General features: G+C 72.0%; 10 protein-coding genes. All 10 read left to right on the top strand.

Going from position 1 to position 11,883, the window contains the following annotated elements:
* Nucleotides 1–7 precede the first annotated feature (7 nt).
* The 10 genes from ESZ52_RS18115 to acs all read left to right on the top strand — a co-directional run bounded on the left by ESZ52_RS18115 (nt 8) and on the right by acs (nt 11,826).
* On the top strand, nt 8–808 hold the full coding sequence (locus ESZ52_RS18115; RefSeq protein ID WP_131106161.1) for a PIG-L deacetylase family protein: 801 nt from the start codon (nt 8–10) through the stop codon (nt 806–808).
* Nucleotides 809–1,122: 314 nt separating this feature from the next.
* On the top strand, nt 1,123–1,578 hold the full coding sequence (locus ESZ52_RS18110) for a MarR family winged helix-turn-helix transcriptional regulator (RefSeq protein WP_131106160.1): 456 nt from the start codon (nt 1,123–1,125) through the stop codon (nt 1,576–1,578).
* Nucleotides 1,575–3,689, top strand: coding sequence for an MDR family MFS transporter (locus ESZ52_RS18105; RefSeq protein WP_131106159.1), 2,115 nt, complete (start codon nt 1,575–1,577; stop codon nt 3,687–3,689). The genes ESZ52_RS18110 and ESZ52_RS18105 overlap by 4 nt, the downstream gene beginning before the upstream one ends.
* Before the next feature lie 10 nt (nt 3,690–3,699).
* Complete coding sequence (locus ESZ52_RS18100) at nt 3,700–4,917, top strand: histidine kinase (RefSeq protein ID WP_181009848.1); 1,218 nt, start codon at nt 3,700–3,702, stop codon at nt 4,915–4,917.
* A 24-nt stretch (nt 4,918–4,941) separates the two neighbouring features.
* On the top strand, nt 4,942–5,724 hold the full coding sequence (locus ESZ52_RS18095; protein WP_131106158.1) for a LytR/AlgR family response regulator transcription factor: 783 nt from the start codon (nt 4,942–4,944) through the stop codon (nt 5,722–5,724).
* Nucleotides 5,721–6,101 carry a DUF485 domain-containing protein gene (locus ESZ52_RS18090; protein ID WP_131106157.1) on the top strand — a complete coding sequence of 127 codons (381 nt, stop codon included), beginning with the start codon at nt 5,721–5,723 and terminating at the stop codon, nt 6,099–6,101. Before ESZ52_RS18095 ends, ESZ52_RS18090 begins: the two co-directional genes overlap by 4 nt.
* On the top strand, nt 6,102–7,613 hold the full coding sequence (locus tag ESZ52_RS18085; RefSeq protein WP_131106156.1) for a sodium/solute symporter: 1,512 nt from the start codon (nt 6,102–6,104) through the stop codon (nt 7,611–7,613). It abuts the gene before it with no gap.
* Nucleotides 7,614–7,802: 189 nt separating this feature from the next.
* Nucleotides 7,803–8,147, top strand: coding sequence for a DUF485 domain-containing protein (locus tag ESZ52_RS18080; RefSeq protein WP_131106737.1), 345 nt, complete (start codon nt 7,803–7,805; stop codon nt 8,145–8,147).
* Nucleotides 8,144–9,781: a solute symporter family protein gene (locus ESZ52_RS18075; RefSeq protein ID WP_131106155.1), complete on the top strand. Its 1,638-nt coding sequence runs from the start codon at nt 8,144–8,146 to the stop codon at nt 9,779–9,781. Before ESZ52_RS18080 ends, ESZ52_RS18075 begins: the two co-directional genes overlap by 4 nt.
* Nucleotides 9,782–9,852: 71 nt before the next feature.
* A complete protein-coding gene (gene acs, locus ESZ52_RS18070; protein WP_131106154.1) occupies nt 9,853–11,826 on the top strand; it encodes an acetate--CoA ligase in 1,974 nt (657 codons plus the stop codon).
* Nucleotides 11,827–11,883: the final 57 nt, after the last annotated feature.

The following is an 11,883-nucleotide window of genomic DNA, read 5'->3' as shown; positions in this document are numbered from 1 at the left end:
TGACCTCGTGAGCACGATCGTCTTCCTCCACGCCCATCCTGACGACGAGGCGTCCGGAACCGCTGGCACGATGCGGCTGGCGGTCGACGCGGGCCACCGGGTGGTGTGCGTGTACGCGACCAACGGCGAGCACGGCACGGTGCCGGAGGACCTGGCCGACGGCGAGACCGTGGTCCAGCGTCGCCGCAGGGAGGCCGAGGCGTCGAACCAGCTCCTCGGCACGGCCCGCGTCGCGTGGCTCGGGTATGCCGACTCCGGCATGACCGGGTGGGAGCAGAACGGCCACCGCGGGTCGTTCCACACCGCCGACCTCGACGAGGCCGCCGGACGGCTGGTCGCCATCCTCGAGGAGGAGGACGCCGATGTCGTCGTCGGCTACGACTGGCACGGCGGCTACGGCCACCCCGACCACGTCGGGGTTCACCACGTCGTCCGACGGGCGGTCGAGCTCGCGGCCCGCCGCCCGCGTCACCTCGAGACGACGATGAACCGCGACCACATGCGCCGGCTCTACGAGCAGGCCAGGCAGGCGGGGATGATCAGCCCCGGCGAGGGCGACGACTGGGACCCGGACCAGCCCGCCGACGACGGCAACCCGATGGGGATGCCGGAGGCCGAGCTGCACTGGCACGTGGACGTCCGCCCGGTGCTGGCCACCAAGCGGGCCGCGCTCGCCGCGCACGCCTCGCAGGAGGACGTCGGCTGGATGCTCGGCATGCCCGAGGAGCAGTACGCCATGGCCTTCGGCGACGAGTGGTACCTGGAACCTGGCCGCCCCGACGGGCTGGTCAGCGCACTGCCGTTCTGAATCTCTCCGCACAGATCCACCGCAGAAGCGTGCGGCCACCGTCCGCCCCCGGTCGTACCCCCGGAAACTTCCCTGCGACCGGGGTCGCACCCCAGGCGTGCGTCGTCCAGCCCGACGCCTGATGTGGCGGGCGGGTCTGCCCGCCGAAGGTAGGGACATGACCTTCCACGAGCTCTTCCTCAACGTCCTCGTCTCCGCCGGCATCCTGCTGATGACGCTCCTGGCCACCGTGCCGCTCTGGCTCCAGCACGACGCCAGCTGACGGCCGGCTGGGGTGAGGGGCATCTCCAGGTGAGGAGTATGATGCATGCATCATGCAACTTTCTGAAGAGCTTGCCCGTGCCATCACCTCGATGGGGCGTCTCATCAACGACTTCCAGGGCGAGGAGCTCTCGCGCAGCGACTTCCTCGTGCTCGTCCGCCTGCCGCTGCAGGGCGGGGCGGGAGAAGCCGTCCGCTCCCGCGACCTGGCCCGCGCCGAGGGGTTGGATCCCTCGACCATGAGCCGCCGTCTGGGCTCGCTCGCCGATCGCGGCCTCATCGCCCGCGAGCCCGACCCGGCCGACGGTCGCGCCCACCTGCTCACCCTGACCCAGGCCGGCTGCGACGCCGTTCAGCGAGAGCGGGCCCGTCGGGTCGCTCTGGTCACCGACGCGCTCGCGGGATGGGCGGAGCGCGACCGCGCCGAGCTCGCCCGCCTGCTCTCCCAGCTCACCGACACACTCGAGCACCGCCGAGCGAGCCAGCACGACGGGAGGACCGCCCGATGAGCGCAGCCACTGCCACCGGCGCCACGTCATACCAGATGTCGCCCGCGCAGCGGCGGGTGTTTGGCGGGCTCATGCTGGGGATGTTCGTCGCCTCGATCAGCCAGGGCATCGTCGGTCCCGCGATCCCGCGCATCGTCGCCGACCTCGGCGGGATGGACCACTACAGCTGGGTGGCGAGCGCCGCCTTCCTTGCCTCGGCGATCGTCGTGCCGATCGTCGGCAAGCTCTCGGACATGTTCGGCCGCCGCGAGTTCTACCTCGCCGGCCTGGTCGTCTTCCTCCTCGGCTCGTTGATCTCCGGGCTCGCGCCGAACTTCTGGACCCTGGTCGCCGGCCGGGCCGTGCAGGGCATCGGCATGGGCACGCTGATGCCGCTGTCCCAGACGATCATCGGCGACCTCATCCCCGCCCGGCAGCGCGGCAAGTACCAGGGGCTCATGGGCGCGGTCTTCGGCGTCACCTCCGTCGCCGGACCGATCGCGGGCGGCCTGATCACCGACCTCCTGGGCTGGCGCTGGCTGTTCTTCTCCACCATCCCGCTGGGGCTGGCGGCCATCTTCGTCATCGCCCGCTTCCTGCAGCTGGACCACACCCCCACCCGCGGCCGGGTCGACGTGCTCGGGATCCTCACGCTCACCCCGGCCCTGATGACGACCCTGCTCGCGACCTCGTGGGGCGGCACGACATACCCCTGGAGCTCCTGGCAGATCCTGGGCCTGTATGCCGTCGGCGCCGTCCTGCTCGGCCTCTTCGTCGTGGTGGAGCTGCGCGCCGAGAACCCCTTGCTGCCGCTGCGCCTCTTCCGCAACAGCGTCTTCACCACCTCCAACGTCGCCGCGTTCGCGCTGGCGATGGTGATGTTCGGGATGATCATCTACGTCCCGGTGTTCGCCCAGGGCGTGCTCGGCGTCAGCGCGACCGAGTCCGGCCTGATCCTCGTGCCGATGATGCTGGGGCTGATCCTCGTCGGCATCGTCACCGGCTTCCTGGTCACCAGGACCGGCCGTTACAAGGAGTTCATGCTGCTCGGCACGGTCGTGGTGGCCGTGGCGCTGTGGCTGCTCACCCGCCTCGACGCCAACTCCTCGGAGTGGGAGCTGACCGCGGCCCTGGGGGTGCTGGGCTCGGGGCTCGGGCTGTCCATGCAGCAGTACACCCTCGTCGTGCAGAACGCCGTGGGCCGCTCCGACCTGGGCGTGGCGACGGCGACCCTGCAGTTCTTCCGCAACGTGGGCAACACGGTGGGCATCGCGCTGTTCGGAGCGGTGATGACGTCCGGTATGCCGCAGGCCATCGCCTCCCACCTGCCGGCCGACCTGGTGGACGAGGTGGGCAACCTGGACGACATCGACGCCGGGGCCGCGATCGACCCGGCCTCGACGGCAGGGCTGCCGCCGGAGGCCATCGGCGCCGTCCGTGCCGGGCTGGCCGACCAGCTGCACGACGTCTTCCTGCTCGGGCTCCCGCTCATGCTGGTGGTCTTCTTCGCCACGCTGGCGATCCGCGCGATCCCGCTGCGGGACACCGTGCAGACCGCCGACGAGGCGCAGCGCGGCTACCTCGACACCATGGCCCAGAGCGCTCCCTCCGAGAACTACACCCCCGGCCTGCGGCACGACGACCTCGGCGCCCGCACCCGGGAGCGGGTGCTCGGCATCCAGCTGGGCATGCTGGCGCGGGAGGCCACCCGCGGCAACCGGCCCTTGCTGACGCGGGCCGTGGCCGAGCTCGGCGACGGCGACCTGGAACGCGGACGCCGGCTGCTGGAGCGGGCGGCGCTCATGCTGTCCACCGACGACGAGCAGGAGGCCGCCGCCGCCGAGAAGTATGCGGTGGAGCTGGGTCGTCGGGCCCTCGCCGAGGGCGGTCTGCTCAGCGAGGCGCTGCGGCAGGACCTGGCGGTCCGCGCCGCCGAGCGGGCCCGCGAGGAGGTGCTGACCAGCATCGAGCCGTCGGTGCAGGAGCGGCACACCGCGGTGGACCTCTCGCAGGTGCGGCAGGCCGCCTCGGAGCTGTCGGCCGCGCTGCTGGTCGACATCGGACCGATGATCGCCGACCTGCCGGGGTTCGCCGCGCCCGAGCCGGACGGCCGACGAGAGCCACCCGCGTAGTCTCTGCGCCATGCAGGACGGCCTCCACCTCCCGACCGCCCTCGTGGTCACGGCGGTCTTCCTGGTGCTGATGGGCGTGCTGTGGGTGCGCCGGCGCCGGCTCTCCCGCGGCTTCCTGTCCGAGGAGGACCGGATCACCTACGAGACGCTGCGCTCCGGCAGCCAGGCCGCTCGGCACCTGCGCGAGGGCCTGAACGAGAGCAACGCGGCCAAGGCCGCCCGGCACCTGCGGCTGATGCTCGGCGGCAGCGCGCTCGCCTTCTGCGACACCCAGGACCTGCTGGTCTGGAGCGGGCACGGCGACCACCACAAGGACCAGGCCATCGGCCACGCCCGCGAGGTCCTGGCCCACGGCGACGTCGTCGTCCTGCGGCGCGGCGACCTGCCGTGCGACCGGCCCGAGTGCGACGTGCGCGCCGGCGTGGTCGCCCCCCTGGTCGTGGAGGACCGCGTGATCGGGACGCTGGCGGCATACTCCGACCGTCCCTCCGCCGGCCTGGCCAGGGCGACCGAGCAGGTCGCCACCTGGGTCAGCGGGCAGCTGGAGCTGGGCGAGCTGGACCGCGAGCGCACCCGGGCGATGGAGGCCGAGCTGCGCAGCCTGCGGGCGCAGATCAGCCCGCACTTCATCTACAACAGCCTCGGCGCGATCGCCAGCTTCGTGCGCACCGACCCCGACCGGGCGCGCGAGCTGCTGCTGGAGTTCGCCGACTTCACCCGCTACGCCCTGCGCCGCGGCGGCGCCTTCACCACGCTGGCCGACGAGCTGCGCAACGTCGAGCGCTACCTGGTGCTGGAGCAGGCCCGGTTCGGCGACCGGCTGCAGGTCAGCCTGCTCGTCGCGCCGGAGGTGCTGCCGGTGACCGTGCCCTACCTGGCGCTGCAGCCCCTGGTCGAGAACGCGGTCCGGCACGGGCTGGCCGACAAGGTCGGCACCGGGACGGTGGTCATCACCGCCACCGACCACGGCGACCAGGCCGAGATCGCGGTCGAGGACGACGGCGCCGGCTCCGACCCCGAGGTGGTCCGGCGGGCGCTGGACGGCGACACGGGCCTCGATCACGACGACCGGGACGGTGGCAGCGTCGGGCTCGCCAACGTGGACGCCCGGCTGCGGCAGATCTACGGCGACGACCACGGGCTCGTCGTGGAGACCGCCGAGGGCCTGGGCACCAAGGTCAGCTTCCGGGTGCCCAAGTACGCGCCGGGCGTGCACGTCCACCCGTGAGCCCGGTCTGAATAGCATGGGTCCATGCGCGCTCTCGTCGTCGACGACGAACCGCCCGCCCGCTCCGAGCTGACCTACCTGCTCGAGCAGGACGGCCGGTTCGCCGGCGTGCGTGCCGCCTCGTCGGGGACCGACGCGCTGCGGGCGCTGGAGGAGGACGAGGTCGATGTCGTCTTCTCCGACATCTCGATGCCCGGCCTGGACGGGATGGAGCTGGCCAGGGTCGTGGCGCGGTTCGCCGTGCGCCCCCAGATCGTCTTCGTCACCGCCCACGAGGAGCACGCGGTCGACGCCTTCGCGGTGCAGGCGGTCGACTACGTGATGAAACCCGTCTCCGCCGCCCGCCTGGCCCAGGCGGTCGACCGGGTCATCGAGGCCAGGCGGGCCCAGCTCGCCGCCCCGCAGCCGGTCCCGGAGGAGCCCGCGCCGCCACCGGCGGCAGCGCCACCGAGCCCACGGCCGGCCGACGAGCGGATCGCCGTCGAGCTCGGCGGCGTCACCCGGTTCGTCCAGCGGTCCACGATCCGCTACGTGCAGGCGCAGGGTGACTACGCCCGGTTGTTCACCCTCACCGGCTCCCACCTGGTGCGCATCCCCCTGTCCACCCTGGAGCAGCGCTGGGCCGACGCCGGCTTCGTCCGCATCCACCGCTCCACCCTCGTCGCGCTGGGGCACGTCGCCGAGGTGCGCCAGGGCCAGGGCAAGCTCTCCCTCGTCCTCGCGCCCGATGGGCCGGAGCTGCCGGTCGCGCGGCGGCACGCCCGGGCGGTGCGCGAGCGGGTGCTGGCCGACAGGCCGGCCCGATGAACGGCTCGCGGCCCACGCAACGGGTGCGGGTCACCTCCTCCCGCCGCGGCGCCGCCGCCGCCCGCCGCCGGCCACTGGCCACCGCCCTGGCCGAGCAGACCGACGTCGGGGAGCTCTACCTGCGCGGCCTGCTGCGCGAGCAGCTGCGGCTGTCGCTGACCGGGCTGGCCATCCTGGCGGTGATCCTGCTCGGCATGCCGGTCCTGTTCGCGCTCGTCCCCGCCACCCGCACGGTGCAGCTGGCCGGGGTGCCGTTGCCCTGGCTGCTCATGGGGGTGCTGATCTACCCGGCGATGGTGGGGCTGGCCGCCTGGTACGACCACCACGCCCACCGCCTGGAGCGCCGCTTCGCCGACGTCGTGACGCGGGAGCGCTGAGTGGGGGCCACCCTGTCCGGCCTGGCGGTGCTGCTGGTCTGCGTGGTCACCCTGGGGCTCAGCGTCTTCGCGCTGCGGCTCTCCCGCCGCACCAGCGACTTCTACGTCGCCGGTCGCACCGTCTCCCCGGCCCGCAACGCGGCCGCCATCGGCGGTGAGTACCTCTCCGCCGCCAGCTTCCTCGGCGTCGCCGGACTGATCTACGACCAGGGGGTCGACGCGCTCTGGTACCCCATCGGCTACACGGTCGGGTATGTCGTGCTGCTCGTCCTCGTCGCGGCGCCCCTGAGGCGGTCCGGCGCCTACACGCTGCCCGACTTCGCGGAGGCCCGCCTGGAGTCCCGCGCGGTGCGCCACCTGTGCGCCGCCCTGGTCGTGCTCATCGGCTGGCTCTACCTCATCCCGCAGTTCCAGGGCGCCGGGTTCACCCTGCGCCTGGTCACCGGGGCCCCCGCCTGGCTCGGCGGCCTTATCGTGCTCCTGGTCGTCGTGGGGTCGGTGGCCGCGGGCGGGATGCGCTCGATCACCCTCGCCCAGGCGGTGCAGTACTGGCTCAAGCTGACGGCGCTGGCCGTCCCCGCCGGGATCATCCTCGCCGTCTGGTGGACCACTCGGGGGCCCGCGCCCGCCGTCAGCTCGGAGTGGCTGCAGCCGTTCACCGGCGCCGAGCCCGGCGACCACCACCTCTACCGGACCTTCTCCCTCATCCTGGCCCTGGCCCTCGGCACGACCGGCCTGCCGCACGTGGTCGTCCGCTACTACACCAACCCCGACGGCTCCGGCGCCCGCCGCACCACGGTCCGGGTGCTCGCGCTGATCGGCATCTTCTACGTCTTCACCCTCGTCTTCGGCGTCCTCGGCCGCGCCTACCTGCCCCGGCTGGAGGAGGGTATGCGGCACGACACCGTCGTCCTGCGGCTGCCGGCCGAGGTGGTCTCGGGGCTGAGCGCGGAGGTGCTCACCGCGGCCCTCGTCGGTGGGGCGTTCGCGGCCTTCCTGTCCACGTCCTCGGGGCTGGCGGTGGCCGTCACCGGCGTCCTCAACCAGGACGTGGTGCGCCCGCTGCTGGCGCGGGTCACCCGGGGCGACCACTCGGAGGTCACCGGGTTCCGGTTCGCGGCCGTGCTGTCGGCGGTGATTCCCTACGCCGTGTCCCAGTTCTTCCCGGAGGTGGGGCTGGCCGCCTTCGTGACCCTGGCCTTCGTCGTCGCGGCCTCGACCTTCTTCCCGCTGCTGGCCCTGGGGGTGTGGTGGCCGCGGCTGTCGGTCCAGGGCGCGACGGCCGGCCTGCTGACCGGCGCGGTGCTGGCCGTCGGGGCGCTCGCCGCGACCGTGCTCACCGACACCCCGACCGGGTGGCCCGGCGCCCTGCTGGAGCATCCTGCGGCCTGGACCGTGCCGACGGCCGCCCTGGTGGCGGTGGGCGTCTCCCGGGCCACGCCGCACGGCATACCCCGCACCGCCCGCCGCACCCTGGTGCGCCTGCACACGCCGGAGGGCGTGACCGGCTGAGGCCGGACCGCCCGTCGTCACCGCCTGACCGTTCGGCGCAGCCGCCGACCACTGGTCGCCGCGGACGACCAGGCCCCTTCCCCGCCCAGCCCCGGCAGGCGCATCGTGGCATCGTCATCGGGCGACCCGCGCCCGGTCCGACCGACGTGAAGGGCAGGCACCGTGTCCCACACCGCGCACCCCGAGGGGATGGCCGACGGCTTCGCCACCGGCACCGACCCCTACGTGCGGATGCAGCAGACCGAGGAGTTCCAGGAGCTGCGCAGCCGTTTCCGCAGGTTCGTCTTCCCGATGACCGCCTTCTTCCTGGCGTGGTACTTCCTCTACGTCCTGGCGGCCATCTTCGCGCCCGAGTTCATGTCGATCCGTGTCGTCGGCGTCATCAACATCGGCCTGATCTTCGGCCTGCTGCAGTTCGTCACCACCTTCGCCATCACCTTCATCTACGCGCGTTGGGCCAACCGCGAGTTCGACCCGCGCGCCGAGGCCTGCGGGCAGCGCATGGCCGAGCTGGCCGGGGGTGAGGTGCGATGAGCGCCCTGTCGATGCTGCCCACCGCCGCAGCCGCCGCCGACGTCCAGGTGGGCAGCCCGGTCCTCAACATCGCCGTCTTCGCCGCCTTTGTCATCGGCACCCTGACCGTCGTCATCAAGGTCGCCGGCGGCAAGAAGACCGCCGCGCAGTACTACACCGGTGGCGCCGCGTTCACCGGTCGGCAGAACGGCCTGGCCATCGCCGGCGACTACCTCTCGGCAGCCTCCTTCCTCGGCATCGCCGGCGCCATCGCGCTGCAGGGCTACGACGGCTTCCTCTACTCCATCGGCTTCCTCGTGGCCTGGCTGGTCGCGCTGCTGCTGACCGCCGAGCTCATGCGCAACACCGGCCGGTTCACCCTGGCCGACGTGCTCTCCTACCGGCTGCGCCAGCGGCCGGTCCGGATCGCGGCCGCCAGCTCCTCGCTGGCCGTCTCCTTCTTCTACCTGCTGGCCCAGATGGCCGGCGCCGGTGGTCTCGTCGCGCTGCTGCTCGGCCTGCACTCGCAGTGGGCGCAGTACCTGGTCATCGCGCTCGTCGGCGCGGTGATGATCGCCTACGTGATGATCGGCGGGATGAAGGGGACCACCTGGGTCCAGATGATCAAGGCGGTGCTGCTCATCGGCGCCACCGCGATCATCACCGTCTGGGTGCTGGCCCTCTTCGGCTTCAACCTCTCCGCGGTCCTGCAGGGCGCCGTCGACGCCAGCCCCGAGGCCGGTGCCGCGCTGCTCGACCCGGGCCTGCGCTACGGCGGCTCGCTGCTGTCCAACCTCGACTTCATCAGCCTGTCGCTGGCGCTCGTCCTCGGCACCGCCGGCCTGCCGCACGTGCTGATCCGCTTCTACACCGTCCCGACCTCCCAGCAGGCCCGCAAGTCGGTCGAGTGGGCGATCTGGCTGATCGGTGGGTTCTACCTGCTCACCCTGGTGGTGGGGTATGGAGCGGCCGCCCTGGTCGGTCCGGACACCATCTCCGCCGCACCGGGCGCGGCCAACTCCGCGGCCCCCCTGCTGGCCTTCGAGCTCGGCGGGTCCTGGCTGCTCGGCATCATCTCCGGCATCGCCTTCGCGACCATCCTGGCGGTGGTCGCCGGCCTGACCATCGCCTCCTCGGCGACCTTCGCCCACGACCTGTACAACTACGTCTTCAAGAAGGGCAGGGCCACGCCCGAGGAGGAGGTCAAGGTCGCCCGCCGGGCCGCGGTCGGCATCGGCGTGGTGGCGATCCTGGGCGGCATCCTGGCCTACGGGCAGAACATCGCCTTCCTCGTCGCGCTAGCCTTCGCGGTCGCCGCCTCGGCCAACCTGCCGACGATCCTCTACAGCCTGTTCTGGAGCCGCTTCAACACCCGCGGCGCCCTGTGGAGCATCTACGGCGGCCTGGCCTCCTCCCTGCTGCTCATCGCCTTCTCCCCGGTGGTGTCCGGCTCGGAGACCTCGATGATCACCAACACCGACATCGACTTCTCCTTCTTCCCGCTCGCCAACCCCGGCATCATCTCCATCCCGCTGGCCTTTGTCCTGGGCTGGCTGGGCACGGTGACCAGCGCGGAGCGCAACGAGCAGAAGTGGGCCGAGGTCGAGGTCCGCAGCCTGACCGGCCACGGCGTCGCCGAGGCGGTCGAGCATTGACCGACCCGCACCTGCACCACCGCTGTGATGCACGGCATACTCGAACCGAACCCGAGCCACGAGGAGGCACGATGTCCAACGAGGGACTGTCCAACCTGCTGCACGAGGAGCGCACCTTCGAGCCGAGCGAGGAGTTCCGCGCCCAGGCCAACGCCGGCCAGGAGCTCTTCGACCGGGCCGACGAGGACCGTGAGGGCTTCTGGGGCGAACAGGCCCGCAAGTACGTCCAGTGGGAGACCGACTTCGGGCAGGTCCTGGACTGGTCGGAGGCGCCCTTCGCCAAGTGGTTCCTCGGCGGGCGGCTCAACGCCTGCGTCAACGCCGTCGACCGGCACGTCGAGGCCGGCCACGGCGACCGGGTCGCGATCCACTGGGTCGGCGAGCCGGAGGGGGAGACCCGCGACATCACCTACGCCGAGCTGCACCAGCTGGTGCAGCGGGCGGCCAACGCGCTCGCGGACCTGGGCGTCGGCGAGGGCGACACGGTGGCGATCTACCTGCCGATGATCCCCGAGGCGGCCATCGCCATGCTGGCCTGCGCCCGGCTCGGAGCACCGCACTCGGTCGTCTTCGGCGGGTTCTCCGCCGAGGCGCTGCACAGCCGGATCGACGACGCCGGCGCCAAGGTGGTCATCACCGCGGACGGCGGCTACCGCCGGGGCAAGCCCTCCGCCCTCAAGCCGGCGGTCGACGCGGCGCTGAACCACGACGAGAACCCGGTCCAGAAGGTGCTCGTCGTGCAGCGCACCGGGCAGGACGTGGACTGGACCGACGGCCGCGACCTGTGGTGGCACGAGGCGCTGGAGGCGGCGGGGGAGACGCACGAGGCGCAGGCCTTCGACGCCGAGCACCCGCTGTTCATCCTCTACACCTCAGGGACCACCGGGAAGCCCAAGGGCATCTTCCACGCCACGGGCGGCTACCTGGTGCAGACGGCCTACACCAGCCACGTCGTCCACGACCTGCACCCCGACTCCGACGTCTACTGGTGCACCGCCGACATCGGCTGGGTGACGGGCCACTCCTACATCGTCTACGGGCCGATGACCCTCGGCGCCACCCAGGTGATGTACGAGGGCACCCCGGACACGCCCCACCAGGGCCGGTTCTGGGAGATCGTCCAGGACCTCAAGGTCACCGTCCTCTACACCGCACCGACCGCGATCCGGACGTTCATGAAGTGGGGCGCGGACATCCCCGCGAAGTTCGACCTGTCCAGCCTGCGGCTGCTCGGGTCGGTGGGTGAGCCGATCAACCCCGAGGCCTGGATGTGGTACCGCGAGCACATCGGCGGCAACCGCACCCCGATCGTGGACACCTGGTGGCAGACCGAGACGGGCGCGATCATGATCAGCCCCCTGCCGGGCGTCACCGCGGCCCGCCCGGGCTCGGCGATGAAGGCCATCCCCGGCATCGTGGCCAAGGTGGTCGACGACACCGGTCAGGAGGTCGAGAAGGGCTCGGGCGGCTACCTGGTCATCACCGAGCCGTGGCCCTCGATGCTGCGGGGCATCTGGGGCGACCCGGAGCGGTACCAGGACACCTACTGGAGCCGGTTCCCGGACGTCTACTTCGCCGGTGACGGTGCCAAGCTCGACGAGGACGGCAACGTCTGGGTGGTCGGCCGCGTCGACGACGTGATGAACGTCTCCGGCCACCGCATGTCCACCTCCGAGATCGAGTCGGCGCTGGTGTCCCACCCGAAGGTGGCCGAGGCGGCCGTCGTCGGCGCGGCCGACGAGACCACCGGGCAGGCGATCTGCGCCTTCGTCATCCTGCGTGCGGACGCCGTCGCGGAGGCGGATGAGGACGGCGAGGGTGGGGAGCTGGTCCAGGAGCTGCGCAACCACGTCGCCAGGGAGATCGGCCCCATCGCCAAGCCCCGCCAGATCATGATCGTCCCCGAGCTGCCCAAGACCCGCTCGGGCAAGATCATGCGCCGTCTCCTCAAGGACGTCGCGGAGAACCGCGAGGTCGGCGACGTCACCACGCTCGCCGACTCCTCGGTGATGAGCCTCATCAGCGCGGGTATGCAGAAGGACTGAGCCGCCCTCGCCTCAGCACGCCGACCGAAGGACGCCGACCCACCCGCCGGGTGCCGC

The organism is Ornithinimicrobium sufpigmenti (assembly GCF_004322775.1).
Taxonomy (GTDB): domain Bacteria; phylum Actinomycetota; class Actinomycetes; order Actinomycetales; family Dermatophilaceae; genus Ornithinicoccus; species Ornithinicoccus sufpigmenti.
Note: the sequence above shows the minus strand (reverse complement) of the source record. Positions and strands in the feature narration are given on the sequence as shown.

Excerpts from the sequence above, each read along its gene's own strand:
- ESZ52_RS18075 (WP_131106155.1), top strand. The coding sequence starts at position 8,144 with ATGAGCGCCCTGTCGATGCTGCCCACCGCCGCAGCCGCCGCCGACGTC.
- ESZ52_RS18095 (WP_131106158.1), top strand. The coding sequence starts at position 4,942 with ATGCGCGCTCTCGTCGTCGACGACGAACCGCCCGCCCGCTCCGAGCTG.
- ESZ52_RS18110 (WP_131106160.1), top strand. The coding sequence starts at position 1,123 with ATGCAACTTTCTGAAGAGCTTGCCCGTGCCATCACCTCGATGGGGCGT.
- ESZ52_RS18105 (WP_131106159.1), top strand. The coding sequence starts at position 1,575 with ATGAGCGCAGCCACTGCCACCGGCGCCACGTCATACCAGATGTCGCCC.
- acs (WP_131106154.1), top strand. The coding sequence starts at position 9,853 with ATGTCCAACGAGGGACTGTCCAACCTGCTGCACGAGGAGCGCACCTTC.
- ESZ52_RS18100 (WP_181009848.1), top strand. The coding sequence starts at position 3,700 with ATGCAGGACGGCCTCCACCTCCCGACCGCCCTCGTGGTCACGGCGGTC.
- ESZ52_RS18080 (WP_131106737.1), top strand. The coding sequence starts at position 7,803 with ATGGCCGACGGCTTCGCCACCGGCACCGACCCCTACGTGCGGATGCAG.
- ESZ52_RS18090 (WP_131106157.1), top strand. The coding sequence starts at position 5,721 with ATGAACGGCTCGCGGCCCACGCAACGGGTGCGGGTCACCTCCTCCCGC.